The sequence below is a fragment of the Nitrosomonas sp. genome, from assembly GCF_040240425.1.
GTDB lineage: Bacteria > Pseudomonadota > Gammaproteobacteria > Burkholderiales > Nitrosomonadaceae > Nitrosomonas.
In genome coordinates this window covers 1-19,349 of the sequence record NZ_QPHG01000038.1, presented here as the reverse complement: position 1 = coordinate 19,349, position 19,349 = coordinate 1, and the positions used below count along the sequence as shown (strand labels likewise).

Here is a 19,349-nt window from a genome sequence, read left to right as displayed (position 1 = left end):
TTCCACCCCCTTAATTAAAGGCCATAGCCGCATAACCCACCACTCGATCGCGCGATCCCGCGGTATCTCCGGAGTTTCTTAAATCCAGCAAATGCGGTGTCAGATGATGCTGTTGCGCTGCGATGATCAGCCCGTTGATCGCAATGCTGCCACACGCATGATCGTGTGCAATCGGCTGCCGTAACTGTAATATCGCTTGCACGGTTTCATTGTCTATACGTTGTGCGGCAGCATAAGGCAAATAATGCGACAGATCGGAACTGATCACAATCAAGGTTTCTTCGCCGCCCCACAGCTGCTCCAATATTTCCGCTACGTCTTCTGCCGATGTCCAGCCAATTGCCAGTGGCAACAAAGTAAAATCACCCAGCACACGCTGCAAAAAAGGCAATTGCACTTCGAGGGAATGCTCCAAGGCATGCACTTCCCTGCTGACCGTCACTTGCGGAAAACGCGCAATCGCCGCAGCGAGTTCCTGATCCAGCTTTACGCTACCCAGTGGTGTATCAAAGACATCCACGCCGGGTAAAGCCAGACCATGCACCGCCACACGATGCGCCGGACCTAGCAGCACCACACGCCGGATCGTAGCAGCGGCGGTCCGCAGACTGGCATACGCCGAGGCGGCAACCGCACCCGAGTACAGATACCCAGCATGCGGAACAATCAGTGCTTTGGGTTTAAAATCATTGAATTTAGCTTCCGCCAGCAGATCGTTTACATCCTGCGAAAGCTGCCGTGCATCAGCAGAATAGAACAATCCTGCAACCGCAGGTGAACGACTCGTTGTCATGTTACTTCTTCTCCAGTTGTAGCGTGAACATAAGCGTAAGACACACAATCCGGTAGAAGATTGCAAATGAGCACCGTCAGTGCACAGGCACATTCCCGAATGCCACGACACGGGCTCTGGAGAATGCCGGAGGTTTAATTTGCGGTGAGGTTTCGAGAGAACAAGCGGTTAAGGAAGCAACCCGCCATCCGTAGCGAATGACAGGGCTATATTGATATGAGTTTCGGCTTACCAGCCATCCCGGTAGATATTCAGAAGATTGATTGCATTATTGGTCAATCGGCTGATGCTATGCCGGTCAAAGCGTAAATCTTCCAGATCCACTCTCCGGGTCGACAGCATTTCTTTCAGATCGAAATTAAATTGAATCGGCGATGTGACATGATGGGAATCCAAGTATATTTTTCCGGTTTTATCGGTATTCGAAACCGGATCGTGCACATCGGCAATGACGAAAATCAGATCTTCGAGCTCTTCGGCGCGCAGCGTAATCCGATAGGTATCAAAGAAATGATCGGGAACCGGCGAAGAATTAAATGCAAATGTCTCCAAGCCCAGTGTAGCGCCAACCGCTTGGGCCAATCCACCGCCTAACGAGTGTCCCGCGACGGTAATTTTAGCGCCGGGATTGCGTCTGATCACACTTTGGGCAAATCGGAACGCATCCTTGAATTGATCGCTCACTACGCCAGCTCCAATCGCCGCATCAGCTAAGGCGTCACTAGCGGTATCTTCCAGTTCCTTGAATGAGCAAGGAAAATCGCAAGTTTCCGTACCACGGAACACCAGCGCCAGTTCATTGGTTTCACGGTTTCTAAAGACGCCGCCATCCATTCCGGAGCTTTTTCCATTGGATTCAATCAGATCCCAAGAACCCACCGTCACATTGTCATAATCGTAAATCGCATCGGCCAGTTGCGCATACGGAATCGACCGTGCCAGCAAATCAACCGCTCGCCGCTCATTGGGCAGCAACATGCCATAGGGCTTCCAAGTGGCATTCGGCACATAGTTGGGATTGACATACAGTGCAACCGTGGCCAGCTCAAACACTGACACAGCATCATCCGTATCCACATCGCTATCCGTCACCCAATTCAAACTGACGTTATAGCGCTCCGTGCCGTTCGGCTTGGGGAGATCGACTTTAGGCAGTATCAGCTGGCCATTGATAAACGAAAAAGTCGGGCTGTCCGGCTCGGAAGCATCGTCCAATTCCGTGCCTAACAATATAAACCGGTTCGGATTATCCGCACCCAGCCATTGCAACGAGGCTTTGTACAATTGCTCGCCGGAATCGTCTTTTACAATCACTCTCTGCAAACAGACAAGTCCGTTCGACTCAAAAAAAGTGACCGATGCGGTCAAAGGCGCACAATCATCCGGTAGCGCCCGCGCCATCGATGCAACCAACATCAGAGCGGAAAAACTGATAAATCTAAATGAGAATAAATAACAATCTTTCATAAATTGCTCTCTTGTTTGTTTTAATCGGGCGTCTGCGATTTGACTAGCAGCAGCATGGAACATACCCGTATTGTAACTGAAAAGTGAAATCAACCCGCTGCTTCCAATAGCGATCCCCCAGATTCCCCCTGTACATTCACCCACACATGCGGTAAACCCAGTGTACTCAGCCATTCGGGGCCATCTTCTTCTTTCAGCATGCCGATGGTCGATGCGCTACCGGCAACCACACAGAATTCGCCGATCACGCTGACTGCCGCCATAAAATGAACCGGCCAGCCGGTTTTAGGATTCAACACATGACCGTAGCGAATGCCATTCAGCGTGATGCAACGTTCATAATCCCCGCTGCTGGCCAGTGCGCCGGAATGCAGCAGCAATGTCTGCAAAACACCGCCGGGAATGCGTGGATGGCGGATGGCAACGTGCCAGGGACTGCCGTCGTCGTGCGGGCCAATGATTTTGATGTCGCCGCCCAAGTTGACAAGACCATGCTCGATACCGGCATCCCGGCATAGCGATGCTGCGCGATCGACGGCGTATTCCTTGACCACGCCGCCAAAATCAATTTCCATGCCCGCAATCGTAAATGTCAGAACCGGGCGCTGCCAGCTGATTTTATGCCAGCCAATTTTCTCCAGTAGCAACTGAACGGCTTCCTGTTCCGGTATTTTTCCCGATTTAAAATCCCAGGCGCGACGTAAAATTCCGGAAGTGATATCAAACAAACCATCGCTTTGCTGGTGGCAAGCCGCCGCATAATCGAGCAATCCGGCGGTTTCATCGTCCACTTGGATACAACCGCCTTGAGCCGCGACGCGATTCATTTGGGATAAAAAACTATCCGCCCGGTAGCGGGAGTATTTAGCTTCCAGGCGATATACATCATCCATGACAATCCGGGCGGCACGTTGCGCTTTTTTTGCACTGCCCGCGTACAACTGAATCGAGCAAGGGGAACCCATTGCTTTAAAATCGTAGTGGTAATAATTCAGATGCGCCATGTGATTTCACCCGGGAAGCGGTGCGCGCGTCCGGGATTTTGAAAAGGAATATATCCTAGCTTAAAACTGATAGCTCCAGGTTGCGGACAACATACCCTGGCGATTCAATTGATAACCGTTAAAATCGCTGCGAATCGGCTGCACCCATTCAATTCCGAGTCGATTTCCGGCAAAACGTCCACCCGGGATTTGCGCATTGACGCCAAACCCCATATCCCAGAATTGCCCGCCGTAATTACGCGGAAAATCCATCGGGCCGATGCGTGCATTATATTGATTGAAGTCGCGATGTATCGCATCCTGCCAGGTATAAACACCACGCACGGAGGCCGTCAGCCAGCGAGCCAGGTCCAAGCCACCCCAGCCGGTCGCCTGAAACATGTCACCCAAGCGATAACCGGATTGATTCCGGTCTTCCATGCGCTTAATGCCGCTGATTTGCGTACCCCATGACCAACGGTTGTACTCACCCAGATACGTCAGACTCGGCGTGAAGTCCCAGGTGCCGCTGCCCAACTGCATGCCGAAATGAATCAGTCCGCCATCCGCGTTAAACGAACGGCGTATCTTGATATCCGTTTTTCCGGTTGGCGCACTGAATCCCAGATTCACATGCATACGATGACCTGGAATATCCAGCAGCTTGATCATCGATGAAAAATAGGTATCGCCCACGGCGCCGCTTTCATGACCCGCTGCGCCATGATGACTGTGCGCACCGGAAGCATCTACCCTTGCCCCAGCCAGCTGGCGTAAATTCATATCCATATCCATGAACGTCGGCATCAGCATCACGTTGAGCCACTTGGTCGGCGCATACATCAGATCGACCATATGCATCCGCATATCCATGAATTGCGGCGCAAACTGACATCCTGTATTGCCGCAACCTTGATCGACGATCTCCTGATCGCTGGCTTTATGCGCGCCATGCATCATATTCCCGCCTGTCCATTGATACATGAATCGATAGCCTGCCATGAAATCGCCGGGTTTATCGAGCATATGGCCAAACATAACCGTAGCGGGCGGTATCTTATGATGGTGCAAGGAGGAATGCGTGTGTGCGGTGGAAGATCCGCTTGAAGTTGTGATTGGCATGGATGAATCCGGCTCAATATCAAACTTTATCGCCGCATTCGCCACATAGTAATCAAAATCAGCAAAGCTGTTATTCCCGCCGCCAATTTGCATGGAGCTGGCGCGCGTATAGTATTCAAACCCCGCCTCCAGCGCGACACCTTTACCGAGTATTTTGCTCAGTACCACACCACCGCTTAACGAGCCAAATCCTGCCAGACGATGATCGCTGGAAAAATGCGCAGGCAGTTTCCCAGCGTCGAATAAGGTTAATTTCGGCTGTGCATCCACTGAAAACCCATCAACCGCACTCCCGTTCTGATCGACCAGATTAGATAGATCACTCCCGTAGTACTGAACGGTAGGATTCTTTTTATCGATCCACACTTGCCGGCCGAAACTATCGACTTCCTGATTTCTGTAATTTTGTTGAGAAAATAAATAGGGCCGGTAAAAGCTGGCAGAATCCTGTGAATAGTAGCGAACCCGCGGCGTCAGCGTCCATCCGCCACCCAGCGGCTGCACCCAGCTCGCATCGAAGGTATGCGTATTGACGCCCCAGTCGTCGACCGACAGCCGGTAGCCCAAATGCATCGCGGCATTAAACGGGCTAATATAATGCACGTACTTAGTGCTGAGGGCGACTTGATTGCGAATGTTCGGACGTTGTTCGATCAAAGCACGCACATCACCGACAATCAAGTTATCGTTTAATTTAGTTGGATCAATAAAGATAACTGACGTTGCCTTGTATGGGTTCTCCAGAAATCCGTTACTATGCGTATAACCGATACTGGCATCGATCAATGCATTCTTGCTTAGAACCTGCGTCACACCGGTATTAGCCACCCAATCCTGCCGGTCACCCTTCAGAATCTCAGAGCCGCGGCGGTTGACGATTTGCTGGGCATACGCTGTTTTGGTGATATACGGCGATGAATCAGGATCCAGAATCGCACTGACCTGACTATCCGTATAGCCACCACCAAATTTAACGCTGGTTAGCTTTTGGTTAAAGTCCAGCCGCCCGCCAATACTACCGAAACTCGAATGATAGTCACGCTCCCGGGAAAAACCGCCGCCCACATTAATTGCAGCTTCATTCCATTCATAACTCAAACCGAAGTTGGCTTGACGGCGGGTTTCCGGAGAAGCCGATGACATCACCAATACCGACCGGGTATCGACGACACCGGTTGATTGCTTGGTAATCGGGTCTCTGCCAATCGGATTCAGATCGTGATCTAACTGCACTTTGCTATTCAGCAGCGGTGATGCTCCCACCACAACCCCATTGATCGTATACGGGCGATTACCACCGCTGGTGGCCAGTGGCGTTGTGGATACCGGCGTTGCACCCGACCAGGTATCTTGGGTATAGCCAAACGTAAATTTGGCGCGATCGGTTAACGAAAAAATACCGCTGCCATGTAAGACATCGGCCGAAATTGGCTTATAACTTTGAGGAACACCATAGAGATTACGCTCGCCTTCCTGGTAACGGCTATATTGGAAATTGATCCGATCCGTTCCGGCGGCGTGTCCGGTTGATATCAGTAAACCGGGCAACATCAATGCTGCCGACGTCAGTGCTTGTAGGGTATGACTGCTTGACTTTACAGAATGTGCTTCAGGATAAGTGTATCGCTCCTCGCTGCCCTGGCACCGGGGTCTTTTATTCTGCTGCAAATTTACTTACCTTTAAAACAACCCCGGTCGGAGTCAGTTTAATAACATCCACAGCCGCCGCCACCTGCAGACGATTTGTGACTGGGTGCCGCTTCACGGCTGCTGTAATTATGGGATTGCATTTCGGTTTGCAAGGGATGGGGATCGATGTCCATTTGCGGTTTAGCAAGATTGCCACGCTCCCAAGGAGCGACACTCACACAACCCGTCATTCCAAACAATAGGGTGAATGCAAATGCAATGGCAGCATTCCGAGTCAGTTTCATACTGGCCGGAGTAAACATTCAAAATCCCTGATCAGGGATTCTCCATGACGAGTTGCGCTAGCAAAGCGCGCAATTCTTCTGTTTCACCAGGACGGAATCCTTGATGAACGTGGCGAATATTGCCCTTTTTGTCAATGATATAAGAGGTCGGCATGGCCATTACTTCAAGAACCTTGGCGCATGTTTTAGCCGGATCCGCAACAATGGAAAAGTGAGCCGGATGCTTGGTGAGAAATTCTTCCGCATCCTTAACTTTTTCATCAAGGTTGACACCAATCACATGCAGCCCCTGCTCTTTCATTTCGTGCTCAAGTTGATTCAAGAATGGAAAGGACTTGACACAAGGCGGACACCAGGATGCCCAGAAATCCATGTATACCACTTTCCCTTTCAGTTCCTGTAAGGCCAAAGCCGGCTTGCCATCCAGTGTTTTTAAATCACAAGCCGAGGATATCTGTTCCAGATGATCCGCTAATGCGCTTTTGCTACACAACAGTAGTAACGCGATAATAAAAAACGACTGTTTGATTTTTTTCATAGTTCTATTCACTTATCCAGTTTAACACATCACCACAACAATCAATTTCTGAAGATCATCACTCAAATTGCTGAACGACTATATCCGTCCCGGTATGCGCACCGCTCGCGGTGACGCAATGATACGATACAAGAAACGATCGCGCACCTGCACTCGTTTTATTTACCAGCAATAGATAGACACCGTTTCCGCCATGTACCCTGACTTCAGGGCTAAAGCTTCCATCTCCAGAAACCGGGTCAGTTGTACTAATGGCGCGATTTCCTTTAATAATTTGCAAATTAACCAACAGATTCTCTTGCGGCAACGAAGTATCTTTAACACTTGCCGTCAGATTATCCGCAGTACCGTTTCCATCGTCAAAGCAAGTCACCAGTGCATAGCCGGTAAAAGTTGCGATCGTGCCATTGGGATCCATCGTCGCTCCGGCATCGTGAGCATTACTGACACTTGCGTGGCTAAGCACAACCATACAGAAAAGAGCGGTTACTGTTTTTTGGAAAAATTTATAGCGCATGATCGTACTCCTTGTTTAATAATCTACTCAGTAAAATAATTTTTATAAAAAATATCCTTCTCATCAACGGCAAAAGCAGACACGCCGTTTTTTCTACTCGGTGCGCCCGCCGACACTGCCAGCAATTAAAAAATTATTCAAACAAAACCCCACTCAATGCAAAACTAGAAGGATGAGTGGGTTGTCGTAAAGAATTGTGCTACTTCGGCCAAACCTGAGTACCATCCACTTTGATCGGCATATCACGGTTTATCTGTGCTGCCGAGGGTTTCACCTCAACGGCGACACCAGCGCCACAAGATTCAGGCAATGGATTTTTGACCAAATCTCTTGTTACTGTCCAAGGAGCCGGACCATCATCAGTCGTACTTACACGGTCATACGGAGTTCCAAGATTATTATGCGTCCATAAATCGACAACACCTTCCGTAGAAAATTGATCTACTCCGGTAATCTTACAAACATTTGCGATCGATATATAAAGTTTTACGCTTTTTGCACAGGAAGTTGGTTCAATGGTTGGTGCAGTCAATCTGAATTGAGTTGCGACATTAAGTGTGTGCGGCACACCTACTCCGCCACCAGCCCAGAATCCGACAACATTGCCTAGAGAGTCGGTTTTTTCGTCCATCAGATCAAACGCAGAACGATTAAATATAAGCTGTGCGTTATTACCATAGCTTGGTAAAAAATCTTTTAAAGTACCGCCATGAGGCTGTCCATCAACTAAAACCGTAGAATCAACTCCATCAGGAAAAACTACCGATGTTCCTAACATAGTATTCTCACCACAGGAATGTGCCACCAAATAATTGATAACTCGAGTTCCTTCAACCATCGCTGATGCATCGAGTCTTGTGTGAGCATATATGCTCGTACTCATGCCAATCAGCAATCCAGCCGAGAGTGTAGTTGTGATTAATTTGCCAAATAATTTCATATATCTTCCCTCTAATTTTATAGAATATTGATGTTTCTTAAACCTAGCTCTTTTAAATTTTGCTTTTTGTTTTTAATCACTGCATAGAGCAGGAGTCTTTGATTATCAAGTTTAGGAGAGCAGATAACAATGTGGCAAATTGTCGCACCACATCCAATCCTTTATTTAATAGGAACTCCAGTCCGCTGCGGCAATTTGCCGCATTCCAAAATTCATAACTTGTCACTAGAATACCGTCGCCGCGAATATTGTCGCGGCACTTCTCTCCGTTTACCCATGCGAACCCTCGATTAACAGGTGACACAATGAATCACTCCACTCCCACTCGGATACTCAACCAGGCCTGGCTTTACTGCACCGTTTTTCTGACCGGCGCCGCAGTGATGGTAATAGAGCTGCTAGGAACCCGATTGATCGCACCATTTTATGGCGCCAGTCTCTACGTTTGGACCTCGGTCATTTCGGTTACATTGATTGCGCTGGCGCTGGGTTACTATGTCGGCGGCCGCTGGGCGGATCGGGCAAAAAAGACGGGGTTGGCATTGATTATTGCACTATCGGGAATACTCACACTCGTGATCCCGTGGTTAACTGCGCCGATATTGCTCGCCACCGACGCCATGGGGCTGCGCATGGGTGTTTTTATCAGCACATTGGTATTGTTCTCGCCCAGTTTGATTATGCTCGGCATGATCGGGCCGTTTGCCGTTAAATTGGCTACCGCCAGTTTGGATGGCGTCGGCGCCGGTACCGGTTCTATCTATGCCGTCAGCACCGTGGGCAGCGTCATTGGCACTTTGTTTCTCGGTTTTTATTTATTTCCCCAGGTCGGTTCGCGTGAAATCTTCATCGGTCTGGGTATCGCCTTATTGATACTGGCCGCTGGGGTTGCTTATTTCGAACGGAGACGCATCAGGTTGATGATTGCACTGCCCCCTATCGCCGCATTGATGGTTATCGGCATTATATTATTGCCGCGCGTCGCTGATTCCGCGCACCGCATCGCGGGCGATCATTCCAACCGCATTCAGTTTGAACGCGAAAGTCTGTATGGCTGGGTTCGCGTCATCGACAAACCCGAAGAGAATTTTCGCCTGCTGACCGTGGATGCGTCGACCATTGGCGCGGCGACGATCAGCCATGGTGAAAATGTGCTGACTTACCAAAGAATTGTCGATATTTTACCCGCGCTGACACCTCACATGAAGCGGGCGTTGCTGATCGGCCAGGGCGCCGGGCATATGGCAATGACCTTGAAAAATCATGGCATTGTGACGGACACGCTGGAAATTGACCCGGCTGTCGCCGAAGCGGCCAGTCAATATTTCGGTTTCACCCCGACAGGTCAAACCATTATCGGCGATGCGCGCTATGAGATTCGCAAATTAACCAATACCTACGATCTGATCATCCTGGATGTCTTTACCGGCGGTTCGGAACCGGTCCACTTGCTGACTGTTGAAACCATGACGCAATTGCGTTCCCTGCTCTCAGGGCACGGATTGCTCGCACTGAATTTCGTGGCATTTTTTGAAGATGGTAAGAATAAAGCGCTGGCTTCCGTCGCAAAAACCTTGGCGCAGGTTTTTACGCATCAGCAGGTATTTATTTCCGAACCAGATACGGAATTTAACGATTTTATTTTTCTTGCCGCAAACCGCGAGCTCGAACTCAACAATGAAGCCATGTCAGCTGTACAAAGCGACTGGCTGGTAAAGCGCCGCATCGCTATTGATCCAGGATTGGGTGTGATCTTGACGGATAATCTCAATCCGCTGGAGATGCTGCAAATACGCAAGTCCGAGCAGTACCGCCGACTCATTGTGGAATTACTGGGAATCGATCACTTTATCCGCTGATTTCACAGCGGCTGCGCGTGCTGTTGCAGCATCTCCGCTGCATGCTGGCGCGTTGTTTCAGTGATGTTCACACCACCTAGCATACGGGCGATTTCTTCCACGCGCTGTTGCTGATCCAGAATCGTGATCGTGCTGATAACCGGCTGATGATCTGATTGTCCGGAAGATTTCTCCACTTGCCATTGGTGATCGCCGGTCGCGGCTACCTGCGGCAGATGGGTAATACAAAGCACTTGCCGTTCCCTGCCAAGTTTCTTCAGTAAATGACCAACAATCTCGGCCACTTTCCCGCCGATACCGACGTCGACTTCGTCAAAAATCAGTGTTGGTACCGTTCCAACCTTACTGGTAATAACTTGTATCGCCAAACTGATACGCGACAACTCACCACCCGAAGCTACTTTGGCCAGTGGCCGCAGCGGTAACCCCTTGTGTGCGGCCACCTGAAACTCGATCTGCTCCAGACCGTGCGCAGTGCCCTGTTCCACGGGAATCAACGCAACCGAAAACTCGCCGCCCGCCATCGCTATTGTTTGCATAGCGACACTCACCTGCTGGGATAATGTTTCACTGGCTTTTTGCCGCGCAACGCTCAAGGCCTGTGCTTGTTGCAAATAATCGGCATGCGCAGCGGCTTCAAGCGCTTGCAAATGACCGATATCCGCATCCGAACCCAACAGGCTCAGTTGCTGGGCGATTGTCTCAAGTAGTGAGGGCAATTGTTCCGGCAGCACGCGGAATTTTCTTGCCGCTGTGTGAATTGCCGACAACCGCTGTTCGATCTCCTGTAACGCTTGCGGATCCAGATCCAAACGCTGGCGATAGTGTTTCAATTCATAAACACTCTCCTGCAACTGAATTTGCGCCGCATCCAGCAAATCGGTAATGGCTTTAAGTTCGTTGTCGTACTCGAGCAAATTTTGCAGCTGATTGTTTACGCTATTGATCTGCGCCAGCGCCGCTTGTTCACTTTCCGATAACACATCGACTGCTGTGTCCGTGGCTGCCAACAAAGCCGCTACATGCGACAACCGGCCATGATCGGCTTGCAGTGTTTGCCATTCCGGCAGGGTAAAATTTAACGCGGTTAATTCCTGTAATTGCCATTCCAACTGTTCGCGTTTTTCCTGCGATTCCGCTGTGTGTTGTTCCCGGGCGATTCGTTGTTGATAGCAATCTTGCCAGTGTTGATAAGCCATCCTGACCGCGCGCGTTTGGTCCGTGCAACCGGCGAAGGCATCGAGCAATTCGCGCTGCGCGTCTTTTTGCAGCAGGGATTGGTGCGCATGCTGGCTATGAATGGCAACCAGGTATTCGCCTGCCGTGCGCAGTTGCTGCAATGTCACCGCATGGCCGTTGATATAACTGCGCGAACGGCCACTGTTTTCAATAATGCGGCGCATCAGACAGCTATCTGGGTCGCCCTGCAAATCATTGTCATCCAGCCACTGTTGTAACCCCGGCAAGCGGCTGATATCGAAAGTCACATTGATTTCCGCGCGTTCGCAACCATACCGGATCTGACTGGCGTCACCGCGTTCTCCGAGGGCAAGGGTCACGGCATCGATCAAAATGGATTTACCCGCGCCGGTTTCTCCGGTCAACACCGTGAATCCGGGCATGAAATCTAATTCGATCCGATCCACAATAACAAAATCCTTGATGCTCAGGTGCTTTAGCATGATTGCTCAATGTGATTCAGGGAAATTCACTCCACCCCAGCTTTTCTCTCAGCATGCGGTAATAACTGTGGTTGACTGAATGCAGCAAACGCACCGTTTTGGGAAAACGTCGCACGATGATGTTATCCGTCTGTTCCAGATCGAAACAGGAATGACTGTCGCAATTAATACGCACATTGGCGCTGCTGTGCATCTGGATCTCCACGCTGGAATCCGGGCCGATCACGACGGGACGGTTACTGAGCGTGTGCGGGCAAACCGGCACCAGCGCAATCAAATCCAGGCCGGGATGTAGAATCGGTCCGCCGGATGACAACGCGTAGGCGGTAGAGCCGGTCGGTGTGGTGACGATCAATCCATCCGAACGCAAGGTGTTCACGTATTCGTTATTGACCTTCACCTCAAACTCGATCATGCCGCTGCTCATACCGCGATACAGCACGACATCATTGAATGCCAGGCTGCCGAAGACGCTCACGCCATCGCGGATGATTTCCGCATACAGCAACATGCGGCGTTCGGTGGTGTATTTTCCCGCCAGCATCTCATCCAGCGTTTCAAACATGGTTTCCACCGATAAGTCGGTAAGAAATCCGAGCCGCCCCTGGTTAATACCGATCAACGGAACATCATACGACACCAGCATGCGTGCGATATTAAGCATCGTGCCATCGCCGCCCATGACCACAGCCAGATCGGCTTGCGCGCCAATTTCTTCCAGGGATAATGCCGGATACCGGTCACTGCCAATCTGCGAAGCTGTGAGGTGATCGAGTAAGACCTTATAATGCTTGGCGGTCAGATACTCGGCCAGGTTCAACAGCGGCACCGCGATTTCGGGATTCTTATGTTTACCGATCAGTGCAATGGTAGTGAATTGGGAATTCATAGCTTAAAACAATCGCTTGCTTTGATTGATATTGCCTGTGAGGTTTGCATTGGCTGTAAGTACCGGAATTACCATTATAATAAAACAAGTTAGTGAATAAACAATGCGGCCAGGCTTGCAAAATTTTGTCTCGTACATATATATCCACAAAAGTTGAGCCACCCCGGAAAAATTCCAAACCTATGCTGAAACTCCGGCCCATATTGACAAACCGGCAAGCGGGAAAGTTTAGCATAGATAAGATAAGGCAAAATCACCGCTTATAACCAAATTATAAAACCAGCCGACTCGTGTAGAATGATGCCATGTTAAACGAACGTGCCCAAATCTTATTAAAAACACTGGTAGAACGGTATATCCATGAAGGTCAGCCCGTTGGTTCCCGGGCGCTATCGAAGTTTTCCGGATTAGACTTAAGCCCCGCAACCATCCGCAATGTCATGGCCGATCTTGAAGAAATGGGATTGGTTGCCAGCCCGCATACTTCAGCGGGAAGAGTCCCGACACCGAAAGGCTACCGCCTCTTTGTAGATACCTTGCTGGTCGTCAAAACGCTCGACAAAGTTGAATTGAATCATCTGGAAAACCATCTGCACCCGGACAATCCTTCGCGCTTGATCAATGTCGCATCGCAGTTATTGTCGGATCTGACTCGCTTTGCCGGTGTCGTGGTCACCCCCAAACGAAAAGGCGCGGTATTTCGTTACATCGAGTTCATGGCGCTATCCGAGAAACGCATTCTATTGATTATCGTCACACCGGAAGGCGATGTGCAAAACCGTATTATCTTTACCAATACCCCATACAGTCAGTCGGATCTGATCGAAGCCGGTAATTTTATCAACCAGCATTATGCCGGCTGCACACTGGATGAAATTCGCGGCCGTGTGAATACTGAATTAAAGCAATTGCGTGGCGAAATGATCAGCCTGATGAGCGCCGCCATCGAAGCCGGTGGTGACGCCATCAATGAAAGCAGCGAAGCCGTGGTTCTAGCAGGTGAACGCAATCTGTTGCAGATCGATGATCTATCGGACAATTTGATCAGCTTAAAAAAATTGTTTGAATTATTTGAGCGCAAAACCAAGTTATTGCAATTACTGGAACTCAGCAGACAGGCTCATGGCGTCAAGATCTTCATCGGCGGCGAATCCGATGTGTCATCACTGGAAGAATTCAGTGTCGTGACAGCACCGTATGAAATAGAAGGCGAAATTGTCGGTACAGTCGGCGTCATCGGCCCGCGGCGCATGGCTTATGAGCGCGTTATACCGATTGTCGATATTACCGCAAAACTGCTTTCCAGCAGCTTGTCGCAGCACTAATTTATTCCTCCAAAAACAATAAACTGATAATCATGACTTCACAATCCATTTACCAGCACGGCTCACCGAATCGCACCGGTGTTTTATTAATTAACCTGGGAACACCGGATGCGCCGACAGCGCAGGCACTACGCCCCTATCTCAAGGAATTTCTCAGTAATCCGCGCGTCATTGAAGTGCCCCGCTTAATCTGGTGGCCCATTTTGCATGGCTTTATCCTGCCTTTCAGACCGAAAGCCTCGGCGGAAAAATACGCAAAAGTTTGGTTACCCGAAGGCTCTCCGCTCAAAGTTCATACCGAGCGTCAAACGGAACACTTACGCGAAGTGCTAGCGGCAAAGTTTAAAAACCCGCCCATCGTCGAATATGCGATGAATATCGGCAAACCTTCCGTTGCCGATGTACTGACCCGTATGCAGCAACAAGGCTGCGAGCGCATTCTGGTCATCCCGTTGTTTCCGCAATATGCCGCCAGCAGCACGGCAGCGGCGATGGACAATGTATTTGCAGTGCTTAACAAAATGCGTAATCAACCTGCAATTCGTACTGTCAAGCAGTACCATGATGATCCCGGCTATATCGCAGCACTGGCGCAAAATGTCCGCGACTACTGGGATACGCATGGCCGCCCTGACAAGCTGATGATCAGTTTTCACGGCACCCCGCGCGCCAGCCTGGATAAAGGTGACCCTTATCATTGCGTATGCCAGAAAACCGGGCGATTACTAGCTGAAGCGCTGGAATTGAATGCCAGTCAATATGCCGTGTGCTTTCAATCACGCTTCGGCCGGGCTCAGTGGCTAACACCCTACACTGCCGTCACTCTGGAACAGCTAGGCAAGGAACATACGCGACGCGTCGATGTGATATGCCCCGGGTTTGTCTCCGATTGCCTGGAAACCTTGGAAGAAATCGCTATCGAAGCGAAACACACATTCATACAGGCGGGCGGCAAGGAATTTCACTATATTCCGTGCCTCAATGAACGTAGCGATTGGATTCAAGCGCTAGCCGATATTACCAGCACGCACTTGCAAGGGTGGCTGGACATCGAAGTCACTGAGGAAGCTGCTAAATTATCCAGGAAACTGGCGTTGGAATTGGGTGCTAAAGATTAAGGATTAATTTCCCCTCGAGCGATCTCGAGGGGAAACCGGTTTTAAACCATCAATGGCCGGATTGGCGCATATGTTTCATCGCTTCTTCGCTGTGCTTAGCTGATTCCGCACCATGCCCCATATCAGCATGTTTGATTGCTTCTTCTAAATGTTGAATCGCTTCATCCATATGCTTATGCGATGCCGCATGATCATCTCTCGCCGCTTTTGCGTGCGCCAAGCTTTCTTTTGCATGACTCAGGGACTCTTTCGCATGTCCCATTTCACCATGCGCTTGCGCCTTTCCAGCGTGCTCCATCGCCTCAGAAGTATGTCCTGCGTCAGATGCCAATACAGGAGTACTCATGAAACATGCTAATGCTCCAGTTACAATCATTGTAGATATAATACGCATGATAATTGCTCCTTTATATAAAATACATTGATAACATGAATACTTTTTAATAATCTAAGTGACTGGATAACAGCTTTATTGAAGAAGCATTAATTTTCTCCAGCTGACCAGAACACTAGATTCCAGTATATACCCATTTCTTTATTTATTGTATGCGAGCGGCAAGCGTTGATTGCTCGTCCTCATGAATATTTACAACTTCGATGCCAATTCTGCAAAAAACTACCCATAAAGTAATCTGCCGCAAAATGCGGTATTGAGTATGTGTTTCAAACTATGGATTACATCCCAATGAGAGAGAATAAACATTCCCGCAACCAGATCACTGAAAATCGCAAGCGAAGCCCGAAGAGATTGATTCCACGAATAACGAGAATGTATACTGCATATGGTTTTCAGTCGATAACGGGCCGAATCTATTAAAACAAAGCAAATTTCCAAACAAGACGTAATCTGATGGTTGACCGGAAGGCTTCAAAACGTTAACATGCGCATCTCATCAATTCCCTGATAGCTCAGTCGGTAGAGCGACGGACTGTTAATCCGCAGGTCCCAGGTTCGAGCCCTGGTCGGGGAGCCAATTAACTCAAAGAGTTAGCTGGCTTAAAGCTCTGGTTAGCCTCTTTAGCGTGACAGAAACGTGACAACGGAATTACTTTTCGATCTTTTCCTGTCTCAATTCTTGACGCTGCAAACGCTAGATTCTCAGTCGCAAACTTGGCATAACGATCCACCATATTGCGTGATTTCCAGCCGCCAAGATCTTTTAATTCATCACAGCTCGTTCCAGCCTGCCGATGCCATGAGGCCCAGGTATGCCGCAAATCATGAAACCGAAAATCTTCCAGCCCTGCTTTCTTAATCGCATTCACCCAAGCCGTATTGGTTAAATCCCATAGAATCGGCTGATTGCGATAAGTAAAACACAAAACTGCTCATGCTTACCCATTTGTTCCTGTAAAACGGCTACTGCATCCGCATTTAACGGAACGCCTCTCGGTGTGCCATTTTTAGTGCGATTCAACCATGCCGTGCGTCGATCTAAATCGACTCGATTCCACTCCAATCCGGTTATCTCACGCGCTCGGCAGCCTGTTGCCAGTGCAAACCGGATCAATGCCGCCAGGTGTTCAGGTGCAGCCGCAATCAATCGATCTGCTTCCTCTCTGGTCAACCACCGATCCCGTTCCACTTCGCCAGGCAATAAGCGAATTTTAGGGATGCTATCAATCCATTGCCATTCATCGCGTGCCATTTTCAGCAAATTGCGAATCAAGGCCAGATAACGATTCACCGTTGCCGGTGTATTACCCTTCTTGAGTTGGCCTTGTACCACTGACCAAATCACGTCACCGTTAATTTGATTCAATGTGAGACTTCCCAAATAGGGATCAAGCATCCGGCAAATCCGATTTACATCCCGAAAACTACGCAAACTCGCTTTGATTGTGAGATACCGTACTACGGCTTCTTGCCATGAGCGCTGGGGTTTAATGCCGAAATGATGTTCTCGAAATGCTTCCAGCCTGATCTTGGCTAGCAGTGCTTCGGCATCTTGCCGGTTTTCAGTCCCAGCGCTTTGGCGTATTCGTTTGCCGTTTGGGAGCGTTGTTGCAATCCACCAGAAGCGGGAATCCTGCCTCCGGTAGACACCTTCTTGGGTTTGGGCCATGTTGCCTCCTTCTTAGCCCGCCCGTGCTCGCCTTGCTTATATTCTTCTATCCAAGCATCCAGGTCAACCCTATCGTATAAACAACGACGACCCAGCTTGATAAATGGAATTCCCAACTCTGTAAGCAATGTAACGCCAATACCAAGATATTGCGCCGCTTCTTCTTTAGATAAGCATCGGATTGCAGGCAGGGGCAGGCTAATTTCATCCATTATTATTCACCGTCTGACTGCTTCCGGTAGGCGGCAGCATCTTTTTCCAGTTTTGTTTTATTCTCCGCTTCAATATCGCGATTCAGAATGGTATTGAACCGACGCGCTTTGATGGCGATCTTTTCCCTGATAAAATCATCGCGAGACAAGCCTAGATTGAAGCTCTTTTCTTCGAAATGCTGACAGAAAGCCAACTTATAGGCAGCAAAACCATGATCGAAGTCTGTGATTTGTTCGCGCGCCATAAACGAAACCAGAGAACTCAGCGCACCGCGGAAAATCATTTCATTGCTGGGAATCCGTGCAGAAGTGAAACGCGGCAATAAGGGATTGTTATCGGTTTGCCAATCCACTGATGATAAATAGCCCCATAATGGATGAATTGGCCAGCGTGAACGGGTTTTATCTTCTGGGTTGGGTAGCGTTAACCGTAGCCATTCGGTGGTGGCGTAGCTCCACAGGCCATTGAGGTTATCCATTACCTCGGTAAGCTTGCCTAATCCCTTTTGCGTGAGCACTTCACGTTTTAATTGAAATTCAAGCCGCCATACCGGATCGTATCCATTCCATCCGGCTTTATGCCACAATTCGAGCAGATAAGCTTTCTTGGATTGTTTTATTTCCAGCGTCTTGTTATACAAGCGGCAACTGATAACACCCCCTGCCCCGATCATCCAGCCGGAGAATTCCCGTTCAACTGAATAAGTATTGATAGCGGAAGCGCGCGTAACCCAGGCATGACGATCCCAGCCTTCCATATTTTCCGACGCGACAAAGTCTACAAACAGATCGATCCGGCTAACATTGGCGGATTCTTCGATTGTTCCAAGCCGCTTTAATACAAGTTGCAAGGATTTTTCTGCATCCAATGGAGCCTTATGCGTCAGGTACTGGCTGGAGATCTGCACATAGGCAAATGGAATAGATCGGCTACGGGATAGCTGAATATGAAAGGCATTATCTCTCAGCACATAAGGAAAGAATCCTTTGCCGCTGCTTTTTACTTCAAAGATATGCTCATTGATAGGGTATTGGGCAAAAGCTTGCTCATGCAATTCAGGCGATTGCGCTACCTGTTTCAGTTCTTTTAGTTCTTCATCCACTTCCGGCAATAATTCACCTGGATAGGATAGATAAAGACTATCAACCCCAAATCTTAGAAGCTTGAAATACTCAGAATTGCAGTTATTGGGTACTGTGTTACTGTGTTACTAAGTGGCGTACCCTCTGAGGATGATTCGGACTGATGCAAAGCATCCGCCAAATCTTGTTCCACTTCGCCACCCCGCCACGCGGCCGCGCTCTCGCGCGTTGCCTTGCGTGTTGGCTCAGCGGATTCGGTTTGATTGTATGTTACAGCACACGATAAAACGTCAATTTCTTTATTCATGATAAAAATCTCACATTCATGGCGGCCATGCGAAATGCTTGCCGCAACGGATATGAACTTTATGCATCAAAACAAAGAACCTGAATGCACTCAAAAATGATTTTCAGTGCATTGACTAAAAGCCAATTTTCTGCTTCTTGCGATACTCCAAACGACGTTTGATTAAATAATTCTCATCTTCTATACGATTCTGATAGCGATCTAGCCCCGCTTCATCGCACATATCCAAAATTTCAGGAGCAGTAAAATCATCCAACCATTCAAATAAATCTAGCGTTGCAAAAAGTGAATACAAAGCTGGAAAACGAATTCTTCCTTGAATAGGAGGCCTGGTTAGGTGTCTTGAAATATCATCAAAAAAATTTGGGGTTTCACCTGTTTGTAATCTTGCGTATGTATCTTGGTGTAAGAAACCTCAGGGTTGTTTACAGATAGGTTGATTGAAATAAGCGTTGAGTATTTCATAAGGGGTGGCATTATTCAAACTCTTATGAGGCTTAACGGTATTGTAGAA

Annotated in this window: 17 protein-coding genes, 1 tRNA gene and 1 pseudogene; 4 read left to right on the top strand and 15 right to left on the bottom strand. The window is 48.9% G+C overall.

Annotation, left to right across the window (positions count from 1 at the left end; translation table 11 throughout):
- Positions 1 to 10 precede the first annotated feature (10 nt).
- The 8 genes from amrB to DU481_RS12600 form a co-directional block, all read right to left on the bottom strand.
- On the bottom strand, positions 11 to 793 hold the full coding sequence (gene amrB / locus DU481_RS12635; protein WP_350135070.1) for an AmmeMemoRadiSam system protein B: 783 nt from the start codon (positions 791 to 793) through the stop codon (positions 11 to 13).
- Positions 794 to 1,021: 228 nt separating this feature from the next.
- Complete coding sequence (locus tag DU481_RS12630; RefSeq protein WP_350135067.1) at positions 1,022 to 2,260, bottom strand: Tle-like phospholipase domain-containing protein; 1,239 nt, start codon at positions 2,258 to 2,260, stop codon at positions 1,022 to 1,024.
- Positions 2,261 to 2,349: 89 nt separating this feature from the next.
- Positions 2,350 to 3,264 (bottom strand): FAD:protein FMN transferase, encoded by a 915-nt coding sequence (locus tag DU481_RS12625; protein ID WP_350135065.1) that lies wholly within the window; start codon positions 3,262 to 3,264, stop codon positions 2,350 to 2,352.
- A 60-nt stretch (positions 3,265 to 3,324) separates the two neighbouring features.
- Positions 3,325 to 6,033 carry a DUF3570 domain-containing protein gene (locus DU481_RS12620; RefSeq protein WP_350135062.1) on the bottom strand — a complete coding sequence of 903 codons (2,709 nt, stop codon included), beginning with the start codon at positions 6,031 to 6,033 and terminating at the stop codon, positions 3,325 to 3,327.
- A 38-nt stretch (positions 6,034 to 6,071) separates the two neighbouring features.
- A complete protein-coding gene (locus DU481_RS12615; RefSeq protein ID WP_256206262.1) occupies positions 6,072 to 6,317 on the bottom strand; it encodes a DUF4266 domain-containing protein in 246 nt (81 codons plus the stop codon).
- A gap of 13 nt (positions 6,318 to 6,330) precedes the next feature.
- Entirely contained in the window at positions 6,331 to 6,837 is a 507-nt protein-coding gene (locus DU481_RS12610; protein WP_350135059.1) for a TlpA disulfide reductase family protein, read from the bottom strand.
- A gap of 58 nt (positions 6,838 to 6,895) precedes the next feature.
- Entirely contained in the window at positions 6,896 to 7,354 is a 459-nt protein-coding gene (locus tag DU481_RS12605; RefSeq protein WP_350135056.1) for a hypothetical protein, read from the bottom strand.
- A 199-nt stretch (positions 7,355 to 7,553) separates the two neighbouring features.
- Positions 7,554 to 8,294, bottom strand: coding sequence for a hypothetical protein (locus DU481_RS12600; protein ID WP_350135053.1), 741 nt, complete (start codon positions 8,292 to 8,294; stop codon positions 7,554 to 7,556).
- Positions 8,295 to 8,599: 305 nt separating this feature from the next.
- On the opposite strand from DU481_RS12600, the gene DU481_RS12595 reads away from it, so the two are divergent.
- Positions 8,600 to 10,153, top strand: a complete 1,554-nt coding sequence (locus DU481_RS12595) for a fused MFS/spermidine synthase (RefSeq protein ID WP_350135050.1) — start codon at positions 8,600 to 8,602, stop codon at positions 10,151 to 10,153.
- 2 nt (positions 10,154 to 10,155) lie between these two features.
- Here DU481_RS12595 and recN read toward each other — a convergent pair whose 3' ends face one another.
- A complete protein-coding gene (gene recN, locus DU481_RS12590) occupies positions 10,156 to 11,835 on the bottom strand; it encodes a DNA repair protein RecN (RefSeq protein WP_350135047.1) in 1,680 nt (559 codons plus the stop codon).
- Between the two features lie 16 nt (positions 11,836 to 11,851).
- Complete coding sequence (locus DU481_RS12585; RefSeq protein ID WP_090320853.1) at positions 11,852 to 12,724, bottom strand: NAD kinase; 873 nt, start codon at positions 12,722 to 12,724, stop codon at positions 11,852 to 11,854.
- A 305-nt stretch (positions 12,725 to 13,029) separates the two neighbouring features.
- On the opposite strand from DU481_RS12585, the gene hrcA reads away from it, so the two are divergent.
- Together hrcA and hemH are read left to right on the top strand one after the other, a co-directional pair.
- A complete protein-coding gene (hrcA, locus tag DU481_RS12580; protein WP_090320847.1) occupies positions 13,030 to 14,049 on the top strand; it encodes a heat-inducible transcriptional repressor HrcA in 1,020 nt (339 codons plus the stop codon).
- Between the two features lie 32 nt (positions 14,050 to 14,081).
- Positions 14,082 to 15,167, top strand: a complete 1,086-nt coding sequence (gene hemH, locus DU481_RS12575) for a ferrochelatase (protein ID WP_350135043.1) — start codon at positions 14,082 to 14,084, stop codon at positions 15,165 to 15,167.
- 49 nt (positions 15,168 to 15,216) lie between these two features.
- Here the strand turns inward: hemH and smbP are convergent, their stop codons facing one another.
- Entirely contained in the window at positions 15,217 to 15,561 is a 345-nt protein-coding gene (gene smbP / locus DU481_RS12570; protein WP_090320841.1) for a small metal-binding protein SmbP, read from the bottom strand.
- A 504-nt stretch (positions 15,562 to 16,065) separates the two neighbouring features.
- Here smbP and DU481_RS12565 point away from each other — a divergent pair.
- Positions 16,066 to 16,141 (top strand) — tRNA-Asn (locus DU481_RS12565).
- Between the two features lies 1 nt (position 16,142).
- On the opposite strand, the pseudogene DU481_RS12560 reads toward DU481_RS12565, so the two are convergent.
- The 4 genes and pseudogenes from DU481_RS12560 to DU481_RS12545 form a co-directional block, all read right to left on the bottom strand.
- Positions 16,143 to 17,179 (bottom strand): annotated as a pseudogene (locus tag DU481_RS12560) (site-specific integrase).
- Positions 17,098 to 17,445: a helix-turn-helix domain-containing protein gene (locus DU481_RS12555; protein WP_350135040.1), complete on the bottom strand. Its 348-nt coding sequence runs from the start codon at positions 17,443 to 17,445 to the stop codon at positions 17,098 to 17,100. The pseudogene DU481_RS12560 and the gene DU481_RS12555 overlap by 82 nt, the downstream one beginning before the upstream one ends.
- Before the next feature lie 2 nt (positions 17,446 to 17,447).
- On the bottom strand, positions 17,448 to 18,557 hold the full coding sequence (locus DU481_RS12550; protein WP_350135037.1) for a replication initiation factor: 1,110 nt from the start codon (positions 18,555 to 18,557) through the stop codon (positions 17,448 to 17,450).
- A gap of 44 nt (positions 18,558 to 18,601) precedes the next feature.
- Entirely contained in the window at positions 18,602 to 18,835 is a 234-nt protein-coding gene (locus tag DU481_RS12545; RefSeq protein ID WP_350135034.1) for a hypothetical protein, read from the bottom strand.
- Between the last annotated feature and the right edge of the window lie 514 nt (positions 18,836 to 19,349).

What these genes read in the sequence shown, in the direction of transcription:
- DU481_RS12605 (WP_350135056.1), bottom strand. Translation starts at nt 7,354, where the DNA reads ATGCGCTATAAATTTTTCCAAAAAACAGTAACCGCTCTTTTCTGTATG.
- DU481_RS12610 (WP_350135059.1), bottom strand. Translation starts at nt 6,837, where the DNA reads ATGAAAAAAATCAAACAGTCGTTTTTTATTATCGCGTTACTACTGTTG.
- hrcA (WP_090320847.1), top strand. Translation starts at nt 13,030, where the DNA reads ATGTTAAACGAACGTGCCCAAATCTTATTAAAAACACTGGTAGAACGG.
- DU481_RS12545 (WP_350135034.1), bottom strand. Translation starts at nt 18,835, where the DNA reads ATGAATAAAGAAATTGACGTTTTATCGTGTGCTGTAACATACAATCAA.
- amrB (WP_350135070.1), bottom strand. Translation starts at nt 793, where the DNA reads ATGACAACGAGTCGTTCACCTGCGGTTGCAGGATTGTTCTATTCTGCT.
- DU481_RS12595 (WP_350135050.1), top strand. Translation starts at nt 8,600, where the DNA reads ATGAATCACTCCACTCCCACTCGGATACTCAACCAGGCCTGGCTTTAC.
- recN (WP_350135047.1), bottom strand. Translation starts at nt 11,835, where the DNA reads ATGCTAAAGCACCTGAGCATCAAGGATTTTGTTATTGTGGATCGGATC.
- DU481_RS12625 (WP_350135065.1), bottom strand. Translation starts at nt 3,264, where the DNA reads ATGGCGCATCTGAATTATTACCACTACGATTTTAAAGCAATGGGTTCC.
- DU481_RS12585 (WP_090320853.1), bottom strand. Translation starts at nt 12,724, where the DNA reads ATGAATTCCCAATTCACTACCATTGCACTGATCGGTAAACATAAGAAT.
- smbP (WP_090320841.1), bottom strand. Translation starts at nt 15,561, where the DNA reads ATGCGTATTATATCTACAATGATTGTAACTGGAGCATTAGCATGTTTC.
- hemH (WP_350135043.1), top strand. Translation starts at nt 14,082, where the DNA reads ATGACTTCACAATCCATTTACCAGCACGGCTCACCGAATCGCACCGGT.
- DU481_RS12615 (WP_256206262.1), bottom strand. Translation starts at nt 6,317, where the DNA reads ATGTTTACTCCGGCCAGTATGAAACTGACTCGGAATGCTGCCATTGCA.
- DU481_RS12630 (WP_350135067.1), bottom strand. Translation starts at nt 2,260, where the DNA reads ATGAAAGATTGTTATTTATTCTCATTTAGATTTATCAGTTTTTCCGCT.
- DU481_RS12555 (WP_350135040.1), bottom strand. Translation starts at nt 17,445, where the DNA reads ATGGATGAAATTAGCCTGCCCCTGCCTGCAATCCGATGCTTATCTAAA.
- DU481_RS12600 (WP_350135053.1), bottom strand. Translation starts at nt 8,294, where the DNA reads ATGAAATTATTTGGCAAATTAATCACAACTACACTCTCGGCTGGATTG.